General features: G+C 51.2%; 21 protein-coding genes and 1 tRNA gene. 9 read left to right on the top strand and 13 right to left on the bottom strand.

What is annotated here, in order from left to right; genetic code table 11:
- Positions 1-427 precede the first annotated feature (427 nt).
- The 6 genes from FC18_RS04575 to FC18_RS04550 all read right to left on the bottom strand — a co-directional run bounded on the left by FC18_RS04575 (position 428) and on the right by FC18_RS04550 (position 3,173).
- Positions 428-1,042 (bottom strand): CadD family cadmium resistance transporter, encoded by a 615-nt coding sequence (locus tag FC18_RS04575; RefSeq protein WP_003678449.1) that lies wholly within the window; start codon positions 1,040-1,042, stop codon positions 428-430.
- A 1-nt stretch (position 1,043) separates the two neighbouring features.
- Positions 1,044-1,412 (bottom strand): ArsR/SmtB family transcription factor, encoded by a 369-nt coding sequence (locus FC18_RS04570; RefSeq protein ID WP_003678450.1) that lies wholly within the window; start codon positions 1,410-1,412, stop codon positions 1,044-1,046.
- A gap of 36 nt (positions 1,413-1,448) precedes the next feature.
- The gene (locus FC18_RS04565) at positions 1,449-1,697 is read right to left on the bottom strand and encodes a hypothetical protein (RefSeq protein ID WP_054678131.1); all 249 of its coding nucleotides are present in this window, start codon (positions 1,695-1,697) and stop codon (positions 1,449-1,451) included.
- A 180-nt stretch (positions 1,698-1,877) separates the two neighbouring features.
- A complete protein-coding gene (locus FC18_RS04560; RefSeq protein ID WP_021354119.1) occupies positions 1,878-2,198 on the bottom strand; it encodes a helix-turn-helix transcriptional regulator in 321 nt (106 codons plus the stop codon).
- On the bottom strand, positions 2,195-2,566 hold the full coding sequence (locus FC18_RS04555; protein ID WP_024129350.1) for a type II toxin-antitoxin system RelE/ParE family toxin: 372 nt from the start codon (positions 2,564-2,566) through the stop codon (positions 2,195-2,197). Before FC18_RS04555 ends, FC18_RS04560 begins: the two co-directional genes overlap by 4 nt.
- An 88-nt stretch (positions 2,567-2,654) precedes the next feature.
- Positions 2,655-3,173, bottom strand: coding sequence for a helix-turn-helix domain-containing protein (locus FC18_RS04550; RefSeq protein ID WP_021354117.1), 519 nt, complete (start codon positions 3,171-3,173; stop codon positions 2,655-2,657).
- Positions 3,174-3,365: 192 nt separating this feature from the next.
- Between FC18_RS04550 and FC18_RS04545 the strand changes: the two genes are divergently transcribed.
- From FC18_RS04545 to FC18_RS04535, 3 genes are all read left to right on the top strand, one after another.
- On the top strand, positions 3,366-3,566 hold the full coding sequence (locus FC18_RS04545) for a DUF3173 family protein (RefSeq protein WP_021354116.1): 201 nt from the start codon (positions 3,366-3,368) through the stop codon (positions 3,564-3,566).
- A 213-nt stretch (positions 3,567-3,779) separates the two neighbouring features.
- The gene (locus tag FC18_RS04540; protein ID WP_054678133.1) at positions 3,780-5,006 is read left to right on the top strand and encodes a replication initiation factor domain-containing protein; all 1,227 of its coding nucleotides are present in this window, start codon (positions 3,780-3,782) and stop codon (positions 5,004-5,006) included.
- A gap of 98 nt (positions 5,007-5,104) precedes the next feature.
- Positions 5,105-6,223, top strand: a complete 1,119-nt coding sequence (locus FC18_RS04535; protein ID WP_024129352.1) for a site-specific integrase — start codon at positions 5,105-5,107, stop codon at positions 6,221-6,223.
- A gap of 181 nt (positions 6,224-6,404) precedes the next feature.
- On the opposite strand, the gene FC18_RS04530 is transcribed toward FC18_RS04535, so the two are convergent.
- Positions 6,405-6,492: transfer RNA gene (locus FC18_RS04530), tRNA-Ser, on the bottom strand.
- Between the two features lie 314 nt (positions 6,493-6,806).
- Between FC18_RS04530 and FC18_RS04525 the strand changes: the two genes are divergently transcribed.
- Both FC18_RS04525 and FC18_RS04520 read left to right on the top strand, forming a co-directional pair.
- On the top strand, positions 6,807-7,385 hold the full coding sequence (locus FC18_RS04525; protein ID WP_054678240.1) for a sugar O-acetyltransferase: 579 nt from the start codon (positions 6,807-6,809) through the stop codon (positions 7,383-7,385).
- Positions 7,386-7,541: 156 nt separating this feature from the next.
- Positions 7,542-9,104, top strand: coding sequence for a BCCT family transporter (locus FC18_RS04520; protein ID WP_420806083.1), 1,563 nt, complete (start codon positions 7,542-7,544; stop codon positions 9,102-9,104).
- An 84-nt stretch (positions 9,105-9,188) separates the two neighbouring features.
- Here the strand turns inward: FC18_RS04520 and FC18_RS04515 are convergent, their stop codons facing one another.
- Entirely contained in the window at positions 9,189-9,410 is a 222-nt protein-coding gene (locus FC18_RS04515) for a hypothetical protein (protein WP_054678137.1), read from the bottom strand.
- A 197-nt stretch (positions 9,411-9,607) separates the two neighbouring features.
- Between FC18_RS04515 and FC18_RS04510 the strand changes: the two genes are divergently transcribed.
- The gene (locus tag FC18_RS04510; protein WP_054678139.1) at positions 9,608-10,027 is read left to right on the top strand and encodes a hypothetical protein; all 420 of its coding nucleotides are present in this window, start codon (positions 9,608-9,610) and stop codon (positions 10,025-10,027) included.
- A gap of 60 nt (positions 10,028-10,087) precedes the next feature.
- Here the strand turns inward: FC18_RS04510 and FC18_RS04505 are convergent, their stop codons facing one another.
- Positions 10,088-10,396, bottom strand: coding sequence for a DUF960 domain-containing protein (locus tag FC18_RS04505; protein WP_054678142.1), 309 nt, complete (start codon positions 10,394-10,396; stop codon positions 10,088-10,090).
- A 34-nt stretch (positions 10,397-10,430) separates the two neighbouring features.
- Positions 10,431-10,895 (bottom strand): aminoacyl-tRNA deacylase, encoded by a 465-nt coding sequence (locus tag FC18_RS04500; RefSeq protein ID WP_225353705.1) that lies wholly within the window; start codon positions 10,893-10,895, stop codon positions 10,431-10,433.
- A 188-nt stretch (positions 10,896-11,083) separates the two neighbouring features.
- Here FC18_RS04500 and FC18_RS04495 point away from each other — a divergent pair, with 188 nt between their 5' ends.
- Positions 11,084-11,413: a YajG family lipoprotein gene (locus FC18_RS04495; RefSeq protein WP_056975575.1), complete on the top strand. Its 330-nt coding sequence runs from the start codon at positions 11,084-11,086 to the stop codon at positions 11,411-11,413.
- Positions 11,414-11,465: 52 nt separating this feature from the next.
- On the opposite strand, the gene FC18_RS04490 is transcribed toward FC18_RS04495, so the two are convergent.
- Positions 11,466-11,993, bottom strand: coding sequence for an adenine phosphoribosyltransferase (locus tag FC18_RS04490; protein WP_054678147.1), 528 nt, complete (start codon positions 11,991-11,993; stop codon positions 11,466-11,468).
- An 18-nt stretch (positions 11,994-12,011) separates the two neighbouring features.
- The gene (gene recJ, locus FC18_RS04485) at positions 12,012-14,291 is read right to left on the bottom strand and encodes a single-stranded-DNA-specific exonuclease RecJ (protein ID WP_056975574.1); all 2,280 of its coding nucleotides are present in this window, start codon (positions 14,289-14,291) and stop codon (positions 12,012-12,014) included.
- A gap of 168 nt (positions 14,292-14,459) precedes the next feature.
- Here recJ and galE point away from each other — a divergent pair, with 168 nt between their 5' ends.
- Positions 14,460-15,449, top strand: coding sequence for a UDP-glucose 4-epimerase GalE (galE, locus tag FC18_RS04480; protein WP_054678149.1), 990 nt, complete (start codon positions 14,460-14,462; stop codon positions 15,447-15,449).
- Positions 15,450-15,680: 231 nt separating this feature from the next.
- Positions 15,681-16,022, top strand: coding sequence for a hypothetical protein (locus FC18_RS04475; protein ID WP_054678151.1), 342 nt, complete (start codon positions 15,681-15,683; stop codon positions 16,020-16,022).
- Positions 16,023-16,073: 51 nt separating this feature from the next.
- Here FC18_RS04475 and recQ read toward each other — a convergent pair whose 3' ends face one another.
- Positions 16,074-17,855 carry a DNA helicase RecQ gene (gene recQ / locus FC18_RS04470; RefSeq protein ID WP_054678153.1) on the bottom strand — a complete coding sequence of 594 codons (1,782 nt, stop codon included), beginning with the start codon at positions 17,853-17,855 and terminating at the stop codon, positions 16,074-16,076.
- Positions 17,856-17,988: the final 133 nt, after the last annotated feature.

Raw genomic sequence — 17,988 nt, 5'->3', positions numbered from 1 at the left:
CAATTAAGGTCCAAGTGCTTTCAAAAAGTTCTATCAACTCTACTTGACGAAGAGCCGTAGTTTTTAAAAAAATGAAGGAGAGTACAGGATTTGAACCTGCGCGCCGGTATTACCGGTTCGACGGATTTCGAGTTGTAATCTGACGGTTTGAATGACGTCGGATTGTTGATTTAACGGCATTCTTGGTACGATTGAAACGGTTGAAATCGGCTGAATTTGGATGAAGTGGTACTGAATTGGCACGCCAATATACTTGGTTGGTCGTCACTAGTTGGCGGCCTTTTTGTATGGCTAAACATTATTATTCAGCAACAATCTTCAAATTGACAATAAAATCAATACCATCAATGCTTATCACCAAACGCAAAAAAATCACCTTCAAAAGAAGATGATCAATGAATGATAAAAAATATCGACTACTGCTTAATTAAAATAATAGCTGCATAATATGCCTAATAGTGTCACTTTCAAGAATGATCATGATGCCTAAACCAATATAAATAATGGCCATGATCCAATCACCAAAACGATCAAGAAAGTTCTTTACAAAATTCACTTGTGAGAACTTATCACCAAGGAAAACTAAAAAATAAATACAAATGGTAAAAACAAACAGCGTTACGATTAGCTGTACCAGTGATAATGATACGAAGTAAGGAACAAAAAGGCCAATATTATCCGCACCACAAGAAGCTACCGTAATTAAAGCCACCGTTGCAATTAAATTCTTATTTTTACGCGCTTCAATTTTCTGATCAACTTCTGCGGCTTCATCTTCTTTGCTAAATATATATTTGATTCCAAAGGCAATGGGAATCAACCCTAAAAAACCTAGTAACCATTTGGCGGGTACGTAATGGAGAATAAATGCAAAAAACAAACTAATTCCAATGAGCGTATATGAGCCTAAGAACTGACCAATATAAATTTGTCGGCGATGCTTTGTTGAACGATATTTTGAAAAAAGTAACATTAAAATAACTAATAAGTCGATTGCAGTTGATGTATAAAGAATAATACTCGTTATAATTGTCCTGATCATTTTATTTTCCCCCACCAGCATTGATTTTTCCGGCATCTTCAGCTAAACACCATGCCCGTTCTAATAAAATTGCCGTACATTCATCAATGATCTGATATTCAATGAAGTTGCCATTACGCTTCGCTTTAACTATCTTTTGATCTACTAGACGTTGTAACTGGTTTGAGATGGCTTGGACCTTCATATTTAGTGATGTAGCAATCTCACTAACGGCCATATCTGGTTCACGCGTTAAGCAATGTAAAATTCTTAGCCGCGTATTATTTGCGAGTACTTTAAAAAGTAAAGCAATGTCAGCGGCTTGATTCTCATTTAACAATGCCCGATCAGCCAAATCTGGTTTACCCGGACAACAGTCTACTTGTATCATTAGATCACTCCTCGTTTATTAATCTATTACATTATATCATGTAATAGTGTTTTCAATAATCAGCAGTTTTGGTAGTAGCGAGTCAATCCGTTTATCGTGTCCGTCAATTTTTACTCGCCATTCATATCCAGCACGACTAACAGAACGTGAGATTCCAAAAACCTCATAAAAATCGGCCATAAATTCACGATCATGCTGCCGTTCGGTCACATGTCCCTGTTCCACTAAGGGAAGCCAGTTCTTTTGAAACGTTAGTGCCCGCTGTAATAATGCATTCTTTTCCATTTTCCATACCCCAATACTCTGGTTTGATGTTGCTGATGAACTGTCTGCGCAAAAAAGCCAGCGAATGCTCAAGATGGTTTTACCATCTCTCCTAATCCCTGGCCTCAAGCGTCTGCCAAACAGGGACGCCGCAATCGTAAGTTTATGACGTTGGTGCCGTCAATCAAATTAAGCTAGATTTTATGCCATGCTCGCTGGGCCAATCGTCAGGTTGAGCGGACGACCCAGCGCATTGGCAAGCTTGGTTAACGTATCGATGGAAGTGTTGTTACCATTTTCAATACGAACGATTGTTGTCTTAGGAACACCGGACTTGTCCGCCAGCTTCTGTTGGGATAAACCAGCTTCCTCGCGCGCTTCGAGCAGCGCCATTGCACTTGCCATTTTGTTTTTTTCTTCATTGTAGACTTCACGGTACGAGGAATCTTTCATCATTTCCGCGAAGTAGGCGTCGAGATCACCGGTGTGTTCCATCGTGAATTCGTGCATGTCTTTACTCATTTGTCGTCTTCCTCCTTGTAGGTTTGATAGAACTCAGCTCGTAGGTCGATTGCATGATCAATTTCTCGCTGTGGCGTCTTGTTTGTCTTCTTCGAGAAGCCGTGGGTGATGACATAATCACTGCCAAATACGTGAAAATACAAACCGCGCTGATAGGTTTTTCCTTGCCGCGAACGCAACTCATATAAATTGGTTGTGAGTTTCTTGACCAGCAACCGTTGAGCTGCTTCTTGTAAGCCGAGTTCTTCCGTAGTATGGATGGCTAACTGTAATTTTGCTCGTTCCTTGAGGGGCAGCGAATCAAGAAATTCAATGAATTCCATGTGGCCGTTCGGCCGCTTGTAAGGTCTAAACTTTGGCTTTTCCATAATTAGATTTTACCATATATTGAACCGATTAACAAATATGTGACCGCGTTATAGCAAATCAGATTATATACTGTAAATCTCAAGAGTGCTATTTTTGACTGTCGATGATCGATTCACGAGTTTCCTTTTCCATCTTGTCGAGGTACTCGGTCACATACCGCCGATCAAGTAAATGCGCGACATCACGGAAATGGTCATTGGTCCACATGTACATCTGAATGATTTGATCTAGAGTAGCACGCTCTAGCTTCTCATCTCCGGCTTTGCGGGCCAGTTCTGCCTCCGCAAACATCTTTTGAACCATTTCGACGTGATCGACCAAACCGTTAACGGAATGGTCTTGGTGTTCAAGCTTCTCTGACTGCCAGCTGCGCCAGTCGGCATCGTTGAGATACAAGTCGTTAGGCGTCACTTGCAACGCCTCACACAGCTGCATAATCGCTTTAGCAGACGGTGCAGAGATCGCCCGCTCAAACTTAGACACACTTTGCTCGATGCTCCCCATCGCATCAGCAAGGTCTTTTTGCGTCATGCCGCGTTCCATGCGAATGCGCTTGATATTTCTAGCGAGCTTCTTGTCGATACCTTCTTCGCTTTTTCCAAACATGGGTTGATTTCTCCTTTGTGTGGCCTTACTTGAAGCTTAATGAAACCCATTGAAAGTGTCAAGGAATAATTAAACGAAACCTGTTTGTAATTTACCCAAAGAGGTTGATAAATCTCTCGGAGGATGGTATGATTCAGCCATAGCAGATCATAAACCTATACCTGTTAAATATAAACCAAAAGAGGTGATTAGATGTTAGTCGACAAGAAGATGCTTATGCAGCTTGGCTTTTCCGGTTACAAAGCCGGACAGATTATCCATCAATGCAAATTGAACTTGGTCGCAGACGGTCACGGTTTCTATGCAAACCGCAAGTGCGGTCAAGTCCCACTCCATGCCATTGTCAGTCTGTTAGGCTTCAATCCATTTGAAGATCTGGCAATGGTTACGTAACACCACGCCGCTGCGCGCGGCGTGCAGCGCGAAAGCCGCTAGCGCGAGCGGCGGCGGTCGGCGTTAGCCGGCCGCCCAAGCCCCCGTATTCTAACAGGGGGGTACAAAATGACAACAACAATCCGAAACGAGGCAGAAAACACAAGCGATTCGCCGCTATGCACGGTAATCCGCTGTTCGCAGACGGCGAAATCAGAGCACACGAGGTGAGCAATGGATAAAACAATGATGAATGGCCGTGATCATACTGGGCACGGCTGGTTGGTGGAATTTCGCCGACAAATGACTGGTGCTGGTATCAGTCAAGCGCAACTTGCGGCACAATTAGGGATGACCCGCTCCTATGTCAATCGACTGTTAAATGGAAACGGTGCACTAACGGAAGAAATGCAACGACGCTTGGGACACGCGCTCCTTGGCCTGACAAACCGTGATTCGATGTTTATCTTAGTCGATTACGTGCGAGTGCGGTTCAATACTCAAGACGCCGAGTATGTGTTCAAGAAGCTATTTCCAATGAACAGAGACTTCTTCTCCTTAACGGAAAAAGCATTTTACGGGTACGACTACACGATTCAACGCGGCGATATTTCGATTATGAGTACCCGTGTTGGTGGCCCAAATACCAAACTTGGGACAATAGTTGAAATGCACGGGTCTGGTTGCCGTCAATTGGAGGCGGTGCTTGTCCGAGACGGGTTAACTTGGTTCGACTTCTTTCAGGCCTGTGATGACTTAACTGGCATCTACAAACGCGTTGACTTCGCCATCAATGACACCGTCGGGATTATCGACATTCCCCACTTGATTCAAAAAGTCGAGAAAGACGAACTAGTGAGCCTGTTTAAGAGCAAAGGCGCAATTGAAACGATCAAGAAAGGCTGCGTTGGGAAAACCGTTCAATTCGGTTCACCACAAAGTTTGGTGCAAATGATTGGCTATCAAAAGGACATCGAGCAATATTTCAAAAACAAAATCGACTACCCAGAAGATTCTCCAATTCTCAACCGGTTTGAAGTCCGACTTCGCGACCAACGGGCACAAAAAGCCATGAAGGAACTACTAGCCTGCCAAGACGCCGAGGCGGTCGTCTTTGGTATCATCAACCACTACTTGCGGATCGTGACGCCACAAGGCTCGAAGAACTTGGCTGATTGTCCACTGGACCCGGATTGGCAAACTTTCATCGGTGACAACCGCAATCACTTGAAGCTCGCCATGCAGCCCGAACCGATCACGTTGGACAGCGTGCTAAACTGGCTGAAAAAACAGGTTGCACCCAGTCTGAAAATGGTCCAACAGGTCGATTCACTCAATGGCACCGATATGATTGCGGACATGATCAATGCAGCCGAATTCTCCCCGCAGCAAAAGACGTTACTCAAGGAGGTGCTCGAACAAGCGCAACATGACAACGAAAAAAAACAAAGCAACGAATGAACGTGATTGCACGCACCCGATACTTTGCCCTAGACAAGCCAAGTATATCATGGTCAACGACCAAAGCAAGCGTGCCTTCAATTATTTGGAGGTATGAAATGAGCATTACTCAAGCAGCAAATGGCACCTACGTTGTCAGTGTCTCCTTTGGCACTGATCCCGTCACCGGCAAGCGTCGCCGCAAAAAGAAACAAGGCATTCGTTCAATGGCGTCTGCCCGCGAAGTTGAAAAGGAGATGATGCGTACTAGCGTCGACCGACTGTTCAATCAGGAAACAGTCACCTTCGACGAATTGTTCGAGCGGTACGTGAACCGCGTGAAGATTCACATCAAGCCGTCCTATTTGCAGTCTCAACGCGCCGTGTACAAGCGCTATATCCAGACATTCTTCGTCAATGCCGATATTAAGCGCCTGACTAGCGAGCATATCCGCGACTTTCAAGAATGGCTCACCGAAGAACGCGATTTGAGCAACAACACCAACAACAAGACCTTGATTGAGTTGAAGCTGATCCTCGACGTTGCAGTTGAGGAGAAAGTGATTGTCGAAAATCCTTGTATTGGCGTGAAGAAGCTCAAAATCGAACGCAAGAAAATGGAATTCTACACGCCAGATGAATTTCACGCGTTTACGAAGCTGATTCACCTGCCAGAAGAATTCGACTGGTACGTGTTATTCTCGTTGCTGTTCTTTTCTGGCCTGCGGGTCGGCGAACTTTGCGCGCTGGACTGGTCGGATCTTGACTTCAAACGCAAGGAACTGACTGTCAGCAAGTCCGTGTTCCGACGTGGCGGCGTGGATATCATCACCCCGCCAAAGTCCAAGGCTAGTAATCGCCGCATCAGCCTCAACCAAGGCATGATCGCCTTGCTCCTGCAGTGGCGTGAACAGCAACAGGAACTCTTTAAGCACGACTTAGCCCTCGACTGGAGCGAAGATACGCCGATGTTCCAAGCAACGCTGATACGCCGCAACAAGCACACGATCCGCATGCGCTATAAACGTATCTGCAAACGTGATCCCACGATGAAGCAGATTCGTATTCACGATTTCCGGCACTCGCACGTCGCCTTGCTGATTGATCAAGAAACAGAGTACACGATCATCAAGGAACGACTGGGGCATGCCAGCATCGTCACAACGATTGACACTTACGGGCATCTTTTCCCAAACAAGCAACGCGAAACTGCCGATGCCCTCGACAAATTCTTCTAAAAGAAAGGTCTAATCACATGAAATTCCGGACACGTTTACCGCCCAAACCGGCGGCCCGATTTTTTCAACTGGTACTGTACTGGTACTGGAAGGTCGATTTTGGTCCAAACAAGTGTTTGAAAGCAACAAAAAAACCGCAACCCAGAAAGGCTGCGGAACGCTGTTAAATCAACGTTTATTCAGGAGAGTACGAGATTCGAACTCGTGCGCCGGTATTAGCCGGTTCGACGGATTTCGAGTCCGTTGCATTACCACTCTGCCAACTCTCCATATTTGGAACACTTGATAGTATAGCAAAAGTACCGCGCATTGTGAAGCAATTTCAAAGATGAGGGCCAGACTCTACCTGTCAACCGGTAACTATTATCTTCTATAAAGAACGATTGCTTTTTGTGCGTGTTTTGCTGCAAAATGAGCGACATTCAGACACATAATAAAAGGAAAATCTTATTTGCTCAACCACGAAAAATCCGAAAAATGCATTTATAAAACTATTAGCTTGTCAGCCCCTGCTATAGCAGCTTTATGAGAACTTTTTCTAATGCTTTTTAACAAATTTCCGATTCAGTGTTACGGTTGTTACATGATGGAAACACAAAGAGAGAAAATGTCAGCCGGAAAAGAATACCAGCAATTTGATTCTGAATTAATTGCCCGCCGCAAATTGGTGCGGAAGCAGTTGCTCAAGATTAACCAGCTTGACGATAATGACGCACGTAACCACGGAATTCAGGCACTACTTGCGGATTCCGGTCCGGACTTCTTCGCCGAAGCCGGGATTGAGTTCGATTATGGGTTCAATATTCACATTGGTGACCACTTTTACGCCAATTACCACCTGACGCTGCTGGACACCTGCCCGATTACCATCGGCGACCACTGCTACATCGGTCCGGACGTCGGCTTTTACACGCCAGTGCACCCGTTGTCCGCACAGAAACGGGACGCGGACGTGGAGCTGGGCCGGCCCATCACCGTGGGCAACAGCGTCTGGATGGGCGGCCACGTCACCATCTTGCCCGGAGTCACCCTGGGCAACCGGGTTGTTGTCGGGGCCGGATCGGTCGTCACCAAGTCGTTTGGCGATGACGTGGTGATTGCCGGCAACCCGGCGCGCATCATTCACCGCCTGGATGCCAATGGGGATGTGATTCGTTCCTAGCGCCAAAATTAACATATTGTTATTCGAGTATTTGTGTAAGATAGCCAGCAACAGAGCACGCTGTACAGATATCCTTAGTGGAATTCTGGCGGCGTGTTTTTTTATTTAATATGGGAGGAATTTTTTATTTTACAGAAGCAAAACATCGATAAGAAGATATTCGTACCGACAGTCGGTCTGTTCATGATTGTCTCGGTCGCCCTGCTGCTCGGCGGGGCGCGCCTCAAGGGAGCGCTCGGGAGCGTGATGGACGGCATCACGGGACACTTGGGCTGGCTGTACCTCGGTATCTATATCATCAATCTGATTTTCTTCATGTATATTGCACTCAGTCATTACGGGCAAATAAAATTAGGGCAGCCCGATGACAAACCAATGTATAGTAACTTCCAGTGGGGCAGCATGGTCTTCGCCACGGCGATTGACGCCAGCATCCTCATGCTCAGTATGGTTGACCCGCTGCGGTACGTTCAGCAGCCCCTGTTTGGTGCCAAAGCTATGTCCGCGCAGAACTACCAGAACGCGCACATGCTGGGCCAGTTCGACTGGGGGCCAATGGCGTGGATGATGTTCGCATCCGCGGCCGTCATCATCGCGTACATGATGTTCGTGAAAAAAGTGCGGGTCATGTCGCTTAGTGACGCAATCCCCCAGCTGCAGGGCCAGCAAACGTACAAGCGGATTCTGCGCAAGACCGTCGACTTCCTGGTTGTCTTCGGGATTATGGGCGGGATTGGCTCGTCCGTCGGGATGGAAATTCCGGTGCTCGCCAAAATCATCGCCCAGCTGACCGGGATTGCGGACACCATCTTTTTGAAGCTCGCCCTGTTTGTCGTTCTGTTCGTGATTTTCGCCTTAACCATGCTCAAAGGGATTAAGGGCGGGATTGACCGGCTCAGTTCGGCGCACATTTGGACGGCCATCGGCTTCTTGCTGATTGTGCTGCTCGTTGGGCCCACCATGTATATTCTTAAAAGCGAGGGTCACAGCCTGGGCCTCCTCCTCACCCGCTTCGTGCCGATGAGCACCGGGCTAGCATCAGGCTTTGGCCACGGACTGGATCCGGTCAAGACGGAAACCATCTTCTACTGGGGCTGGTGGCTCACCTACATGCCGTTCATGGGCCTCTTCATCGCCCGGATCTCTAAGGGCCGGACAATTCGGCAGGTCATTCTCGGCATGCTCGGGTATGGCGCTCTAGGCTGCATGAGCTTCTACGCCATCTTGGGTGGTTACTCCCTCTACCTGCAGCAAACTGGGGCGGTGAACCTCATTCACACCCTGAACACGCAGGGGCAAGCTGCCGCCATCGCTCAGGTACTCTCCACGTTGCCACTGAAGTACGTCATGCTCGCAATCTATGCGGTCTGCTGCTTCATCTTCCTGGCGACGACGATTTCCTCGTCCGCGTACATCGTGTCGTCCTTTACCAGCACCAAATTATTGCCCACCCAGCAACCGAGTGTCTTCAACCGCTTAATCTGGATGGTCATCTTCATGGTCTTCTCGTTCGGGATTGTCTTCGTCGGTGGCTTCAAGACGGTGCAAGCTATCTGCTCGGCGGCCGGCTTCCCGCTAATCTTCGTTTCGGGGCTGCTCATTTACTCCACCTGGCGCACATTACGTCAGGATACCAGTACTGTGGTTGTGCCCGTTGCCAAAACGGCCAAGGCGCGCCGGCAAACCCGTGTTCAAGTTATTCATGATTTGATGCACTAAATAACTAATATTCAAAACGTAAAAAATGCTCGGCAATCTAAAAATTGATTGCCGAGCATTTTTAGTCTTGATGAATTGTTAGTGCTATTCAGCCTTGACGGCGCGCAGAACTTGAAACAGCATCTCTTCGGTCATGGCGCGATTTTCTGCGAGGATGAAGGTCACGAGCGCAGCGGTGTCTGGCTTGTCCTTACTGCCCTCCTGCCACTCAGTCACACGCTGTTTGATCTTGTCTTCAGTGTAGTTCGCGCTCATCACCGCATCGGTTGCATTGGCGATGCGGGCGCGCAGTTGCTTGTCGTCCATCGGTGTATGTCCCCCATTTAGTTAATTATTTGTATTAAAAAACTTATCTTAAAATAACTTCTGAATTAATCAAAAGCTTATGTCAAAGATAATCAAACTATATTCGCAATCATTATCTATTTATGTTGCGCATTAGAAAATAAATTGCTAAACTATTTCTTGTAAGCGATTCACATAACAAAATTGGAGGGATTACCATGTACACAAACGCATACATCGCAACCGTCTCTAGTCATCTGGACCGTCTGCTGGTTTACAAGCAGGTCTTCGGGCAGCACATCGCATCGTGTGAGCGTATTTTGTGCGGTAAGTGCCTCGCAACTGAAAACACGCAGAGTCTGGCCAACCACTTGCTGCGGAACCTCGCGCGTTTCGTGCCCTTCGCCAGCGAAGTGAAGAACATGCCGGTGCCGGAAGAATACGCAGAAATGCACGCGGGCATCCTGGCCGGGCTAAACCGTTACGAGACCGCGCTCAACCACATCTTCGTGGCGATGCAGGGCACCCAGCTGGACCAGCGCCTGTTCCTCACCGGAGTTTCGGAACAGGAACGTGCCCTGGCAACCATCGACTTCCAGTACTTCGACAATTTGCGCTACGGCGACATTGGAGCATAACTAAAATGACAATAAGCAGTATTTGAGGCTGATTACACGCGGTAATCAGCCTCAATTTTTTTAGTCCATTTCACTTTCGAGGAGCACCGTCTGCACGTTGCCGTCGTCATAGGCGAACACGGCGTCGGGGAAGTCGGTGGAATAATCAAAATTCAGGTCAACGGCCAGTCCGCCGTCGAGGTCCTTCTCGGAGAAAACAACCTGCAGCTGCCCGTCCTTGTTCTTCAAACTGAACTTCAATAGGTTCTGCAATGGGAACACGCCCTGCAGGTTCTGGTCGATGATGGCCCAGATGGCATCCACGATTGGCCCTGAAGTGCGGGTGAGCACCCCGAACGTTGCGTACCGATTCTTGTTTGCACTAAACATTAATCCAGCCTCCTTCATTACTCGCGTGACATAACTATTGTTCCGTTTCGGTGGCGAAATCCGCAAACTTGGCGCCGACGAGCTTCGCCAAATCTTCCGCGTTCAGGCGCACTGACCGGCCAATTTTGCCGGCACTCACGATAATGGTGCCCGCTTCCCGAGCCTCATTCGCGAAGTAGATTGGGTAGTTGTGGCGGGCGTGAATGCCCACGGGGTTGTTCGCACCGTGTTCATAGCCACTCGTCTTGACCAAATCCTTGAGGGGCACCATCCCCACCTTCTTGTTGCCAGACACACTGCTGAGCTTCTTGTAGTCGATATGCATGTCTAGCGGCACCATCCCGACGAGCGGGCCGGTCTTGTTGCCGGTCAGCACCAGTGTCTTGTACACCTGGTGCTGCGGCACGGCCATTTCTTCTTCACTGATCTGCATCACGTCGCCATCTTGGTGCGTGGCGAAACTGACGCCCTCATACTGCACGTGTTTCGCGTCGAGCATCTTCTCGACCAGTGTCTTTTCTGTATCCTTCGCTTTCTTCTTTCCCAAAGCGTTCACCTCACATATCCTAATTAATTGTAACTGAATTACGCTTGTTTTTAAACCAATCATGAAAATCAGTCCGAAACCCCTTACAAAAACTGCATAATGTGATACGCTTACATTAACGTTGAAACGAGGTAAGCTGAATGTTCAAGAAGATTCTGTACGGTATCATTGCGATTTTGTTCCTTGCACTTTGGGGCGCAACGGCTTTTGGCCAAACCACCAGCAGCAATACGGTCACCGTGGCCGGCATCACGCACCACCGCCAGCCCAAACTGAATTTGCCGAGCAAGGAACCAGATCCGCTGGCCAAGTACACCATCTCCACTGAGGCTAAGGAAATGTGCATGTGGTTGCTCGGTGCGTCTGCGCTGTACATGGTGATTTGCCCCCTCGCCGCCTGGGAAATCACGATTCCCAAGGTGCGCATTAAGCATACCAGTAAGAAGAATCAGGGCCAGGCCTTGATGTAAAAGAAAAACCTTTCACGCAAATGTGAAAGGTTTTTTTGTGGACCAAATCCGCTTAGGCACCAGCGTATTCGGTCAGGGCCAAAATGTCGTAACCCTTAATCTTGTCGCGGCCGTGCAAATCGGTCAGTTCAACGATGAAGGCCGTGCCGACAACAATCCCGCCGAGGCGTTCAACGAGTTCGATGGTTGCGGCGATGGTGCCCCCAGTAGCAAGCAGGTCGTCACAAACCAAGACGCGCTGGCCCGGCTTGATGGCATCCTTGTGCAGGTACAGGGTGGATTCGCCGTATTCGAGGCCGTAGCTGGCAGAGACGGTTTCCCGAGGCAGCTTCCCCTTCTTACGGGCAGGAGCAAAACCGACGCCCAGCTTGTAGGCAACGGGGCAACCGACGATGAAGCCACGTGCTTCAGGACCCGCAATCATCTCGACACCCTTATCCTGGGCGTACTGCACAATTGCGTCGGTGGCAGCGGCGTACGCTTTGCCATCAGCCATCAGTGGTGAAATGTCGCGGAAAATTACACCGGGTTCGGGAAAGTCCGGAACGCTTGCGATGTAATCCTTAAAATCTAAACTCATTAATATGTCCTCACAATCTTAATCGCGGTAACGGAGCAGCTCGGTTTGAAGCGCAGCGCGACCTGCAGTTTGCAAGTGCTTTGCCAGCACGATTGCATTGTTGCGTTCTTGGTATGCGGGCGCGTCTTCTAGGGCGTGCTTCTCTGGATTATTGACTACCGAAATTAACGCACCATCTATAGTAACAAATTTCAGCTGGAAAAACACCTGTACAGCCAGGATTACTTGATTAACATTCATGTGCACTGCGCGCGCGAGGAGCCCGAGCTTGTGTTTGTCGAACTGGGGGTGTGCGCGCAGGTAGACCAATACCTGACCGAACTCCTGCCGCGTGGGCACGGCGATGAGGTCGGCCGGTGTGGCGAAGAACATGATGCTGACAGGTAATTCGACTTTCTGCATCACACTTGCCAGTTCGGCGGCGGTATGCGGCACGTCCACCAGCACCACGTTCTTAGTGCCCGCAGCTAGCTTGCTGGCCAGTATTGTGGGCCCGCCGAACTGATAACTATTGGTCAGACGGCGCGAAGTGTGGGCGTCAAAGAAGACGTACGTTGCCGCCGCTGCGAGCTTGGCGCGGTTCAGGGTGGGTTCGCGCAAATCGATGACGTCGTTGGCCTGAATTTGCAAATCCTTGATTTCAAGTTGCAGGCTGGTGTTCCCGTTAAAGGTGTTTTCGCCGATGGTAAAGGCGAGCTTGACCTTCTCCGCCGTGCCAATGGGGCCCGCGAGTTGGCCCATATTGAAGGCAATGCTGCCCAGCTGCCCGTCCACGCGGAAACGCAGGTGCTTACCGTCTTTGCCGATGGACTTCACGTTGTCGATGACACTGGGCACCATGGTGAAGACCGGTTGCGGGTTACCTTCGCCAAATGGTGCCAGCTGGCGCAATTCGTGGTAACTAGCCTTGGTGATAGCCCCTGACTCAATCCGCCCGCTGACGGTGAGTGGCATGCGGGGATTTTCCTTCAGCGCCGGTGCGGCTGCCGCACTGAGGATACTGCGCAGCTGATCGATGTTTTCAGCGGGCAGACTCATCCCCGCTGCAGCAGCGTGACCGCCAAAGTGGGTCATCAGGTCGGCCGCTTTTTGCAGACCGTGGAACAGGTGGAACGCCGGCACGGACCGGCCGCTCCCCTTCGCCACGCCGGTTTGCGGATCGATGGTCAGGATTAACGTGGGTTTGCCCGTGGCCTCAACGACCTTGCTGGCGACGATGCCGAGCACACCTTGGTGCCAGCCAGCGTGCGCAATGACCAGTGCGCTCAGCTTCTGGTTGGCCGGGCTCTGTGCTTCGGCCAGCGCTGTATCCGCAATCGCGGCGACCGTTTCTTGGCGGGTCCGGTTGGTTTGGTCAATTTGGCCAGCCAGCTTGGTGGCCTCCTCCTGATCAAAGGTGGACAGCAGCGTCACGCCCGGCGTCGCGTCACCCATGCGGCCAATGGCGTTGAGCCGGGGCGCGATGACGAAGCCGACCGTTTGTTCATCGACCGTTTTGGGGTCCACGTGGGCGGCCGCCAGCAGCGCGGCAATCCCGGTGCGGGGCGATTCGCGCAGCATTTGCAGCCCAATCTGGACGAAAATCCGGTTTTCGTCAGTCAGACTCACGACATCGGCAATCGCGCCAAGTGCCGCCAGGTCGATACTTTCAACCGGCACCTCGTCGAGCAGTGCACTAGCCACCTTGAGGGCCACACCGGCGCCACTGAGGTCACCGAATGGGTAGTTACTTCCTGGGTAACGGGGGTGCACCACCGCGACGGCATCGGGCAGCTGCTCGGGCAGTTCGTGGTGGTCGGTCACCACCACGTCCATGCCGTTCGCCATTGCCCAGGCGATTTCGTCGTGACCACTCACCCCGTTGTCCACGGTAATCAGTAGCTCAGTGCCCCCCTGCTGCAGCCGTTCGTACACGTCACGGTTCGGCCCGTAGCCGTCCGTGAAGCGATTGGGAATATACACGTCAGGTTCGGCCCCGATACTTTCCAGTGCTTCCTTCATGATGGTCGTGCTGGTCAAGCCGTCCACGTCATAGTCGCCGTAGATGGTAATGTGTTGACCCTCCTCAACCGCCGTCATGATGCGCTGGACGGCCTTGTCCATGTCGTGCAGCGCGAACGGATCGTGCAGGTCTTCAAGGTGTGGCTGGGTGAAGTGCGCCCAGTCCGCAGCCGAGGTAATCCCCCGCTCGGCCGCTAATTTGGCCACGAGCGGCGTTACCTGCAGCGCTGCGGCCAGTTTCTGTACCTGCTGCTGGTCTGGTTCTGGTTGTAATTGCCAATCGTATCGTGGGTCCACAGTATCGTTCCTTTCTTAGCGTATTAAGTATAGCAAACAAACCGGTGTCCAAACCGCCTTGGCCCAATTTTTTTCGCCGTCAGCACCTTGTGATTGACGCATAAAAGTAATTCTGCGGCCGGCAAAGTTTGGTAGAATAAGGGCATAGACAAATTGGAGGATGATTGCATGACAGTATTAGTACTTGGTGGCGCGGGCTACATTGGCTCCCACACCGTTGACCGCCTGGTTGCGGCCGGCTATGACGTCGCCGTGGTCGACAACCTGGTAACGGGCCACAAGGACGCGGTGAACGCCAAGGCGCGGCTGCACGTGGGCGATGTCCGCGACAAGGCGTTCATGCGCCAAGTTTTCACGGACGAGAACGTGGAGGGTGTCGTCCATTTCGCCGCCTTCTCCGTGGTGCCGGAAAGCATGAAGGACCCGCTGAAGTACTTCGACAACAACACGGCCGGCATGGTGACGCTGCTAGAAGTGATGCACGAATTCGACGTTAAGAATATCGTCTTCAGTTCCACCGCTGCCACTTACGGCGAACCCAAGCAGATTCCCATCAAGGAAACCGACCCGCAGATTCCCACCAACCCGTACGGCGAAAGCAAGCTGGCAATGGAAAAGATCATGCACTGGTCCGACGTGGCGTACGGCATCAAATTCGTTGCCCTGCGTTACTTCAACGTTGCCGGGGCCAAGCCTGATGGTTCCATCGGTGAAGACCACAACCCCGAGACCCACCTGATTCCGATTATTCTCCAGGTGGCGGCCGGCAAGCGCGACCAGCTGCAAATCTTCGGTGATGACTACCCCACCAAGGACGGCACCAACGTCCGCGATTACGTGCATGTCGTTGACCTCGCCGATGCGCACATTCTGGCCCTCAAGTACCTGGCTGCGGGCAACGACAGCAACGCCTTCAACCTGGGCTCGGCGACCGGCTTCTCCAACCTGGAGATTCTGGAAGCGGCGCGGCGGGCTACGGGCAAGGCAATCCCCGCCGTGATGGCGCCCCGGCGTCCTGGTGACCCATCAACCCTGATTGCGGCCTCCGATAAGGCCCGCGATGTGCTCGGGTGGCAGCCACAGTTCGATGACGTGGAGAAGATTATCGCCACCGCGTGGAACTGGAACGAGAAGCACCCGAACGGCTACGCTAAATAAGCATATTTAACCACCAACCCGCGCAGGTTGGTGGTTTTTTGTGCAATTATGCGGATTCCTAGTCCGCAAATTTGCCGATTTTTGACCGAAGCGGCGCTGGTTACGGCTTGCCCACCATTGCACAATGCCCAGGTGGCGGCGTTTGGCGCCCGTCAAGCACAAACTTTTTGGCTAACCTTTTATAATGAGGGTGTAGGGATTTTACCCAGGTTACCGAAAGGACTGACCGCAATGCGGAAGACAGAAACGCATACGACCAAACGTTACGGGGAGACGATTCTCTGCCTCGCCGGCGGGATGATCGGCTTGCTGGTTGCACTACTCGAACAAACCGCGACCACTGCCCAGATGCAAATTGATCCAGGCGCTCCGATTGACGGACGGGCGTTTGGCATGATGATTGCCTGCATGTTTGCAATCTGCCTGCCATTTTTCATGAACGACGGGCGCACCGTTGTAATCACGGCACTGTATGTTTGCGGCGTTTTCGCCATTATCTGTGGCGGATTGCCCGCTATCTTGAGTGGGATGCTCATCATCGCCGGGGCGACGGTGGGCCTCATGCGTCCGTGAGACCAAAAAAGCCTTTCTCCAGCGCGGAGAAAGGCTTTTTATGTGGGTCAGTTACTCGGCGGCCGCCTGCAAGATTTCCAGGAACGGTGCACCGTATTTGTCGAGCTTGTTTTGGCCAATCCCGCGCACGCTCAGCATTTCGACGCGCGTCTGCGGCATGATCGAGCACATTTCCTTGAGGGTTTGGTCGGAGAAAATAACGTATGGCGGTACACCCTGCTTTTCAGCCAGCTGCATCCGCAGTGCACGCAGCTGCTGGAACAGGTCGTCATCAACACTAGCGGCAGCACGCGACTGGGTCGGTTTAGCCGCGAGTTTGCGGCGAACCTGATCTTGCCCCTTGAGTACCGCAACTCCTTTTTCCGTGATTGTCAGCGTAGGAAATTGGCCCTCAGTTGGTTGCAAGTAACCGTCGGCGGTCAAAAAGTCGATGAATCCAGTCAGTTGCTTCTGGGTCTGATTAGCCATTATCCCGTACGTGGGCAAATCAGTCAGGTTGTTTGTGCGCAATTTTTCGTTATTGGAACCGCCCAGCACCTGCGCGATAACTACCTTCCCGAACCGCGCGTGCATGCGAACCACACAGGATAACACCTTCTGCGCGTCGATGGTGACGTCGAAATACTCACGGTCATCCAGGCAGTTGGAGCAGCGGCCACACGGAGCGGAGCCGGTTTGGCCGAAGTAGCGCAGAATGAACTGCTGCAAGCACTCGCCCGTGTTCGCGTATTGTTGCATCGTCTGCAGCTTGCCGTATTCGCGGGCCTTGTAATCGTCGTCGCCTTCAGATTGGTCGATGAAGAAGTGCCGAATCTGCAAGTCTTGGGGCTTGAAGAGCAAAATGGCTTCACTTGGCAGGCCATCACGTCCCGCACGCCCAGCCTCTTGATAGTAGGATTCGAGGTCACCAGGTACCTGGTCGTGGATGACAAAGCGCACGTTGCTCTTGTCAATCCCCATCCCGAACGCATTGGTCGCCACCATAATCGGCTTGCGGTCGAAGAGGAAGTCCTCCTGGTTCTGATTGCGCTCCATTTCACTCATCCCCGCGTGGTACGCCGTTACGGGGAAGTGCTTATGCGCGAGCAAATTGGTGAGGCGGTCAACTTCCTTACGCGTGCTGGCGTAGATAATGCCCGCCTGGTCGTGGTTCAGCTTCAGGTATTCCAGCAAGTAAGTGTCCTTATCCTGATCCCGTACGACCTTGAAGCTTAGGTTGCTGCGCTCGAAGCCGGTGTTCACCATCCCCGACTGCGGAATCGCGAGCCGAACGCAGATATCCTGCGCCACCCGCTTGGTCGCGGTGGCAGTGAGCGCGATAATCGTCGGGTGCGAGTGCAATTCCTGGACTACCGTCTGCAGATTCAAGTAGCTGGGCCGGAAGTCATGCCCCCAATGGGAAATACAGTGGGCTTCGTCAACGGCCACCAGGTCAATGGGCAAAGCGTCCAGCTGGTGACGGAAGTTCTCGTTGTCGAGGCGTTCGGGGGCCACGTACAGCAATTTCACTTCTCCGCGTGCACACATGTCCAGCCGGTAATCAATCTCCTGGAACGTAATCGAGCTGTTAATGAACGTGGCCGCGATGCCGTTGTCATTCAGTGCGTCGACTTGGTCTTTCATCAGCGCAATCAGCGGCGAAACCACCACCGTAATCCCGGACAGCAAGAGCGCCGGAATCTGGTAACATAACGACTTCCCCCCACCAGTGGGCATAACGGCGAGCGTGTTTTCGTGGTTCATAATCCGGTCAATGACCTGATCTTGGCCCGGGCGAAAACTGTCGTACCCGAATTTTTCTTTTAGCACCTGCAAGGCTGCAGCGTTTGCCATGTCGTCCTCCTTCTTACCGGCACCAAAGATAGTCGCCGGAAAAATCACTAATATCCATTCTACTTTAGATTTCGCGAAATAAGCAAGAAAGCCCCGAAACAAACAAAAAGAATCCGCAAATTTGCGAATTCTT

This window comes from Lacticaseibacillus sharpeae JCM 1186 = DSM 20505 (genome assembly GCF_001436225.1).
GTDB lineage: Bacteria > Bacillota > Bacilli > Lactobacillales > Lactobacillaceae > Lacticaseibacillus > Lacticaseibacillus sharpeae.
Note: the sequence above shows the minus strand (reverse complement) of the source record. Positions and strands in the feature narration are given on the sequence as shown.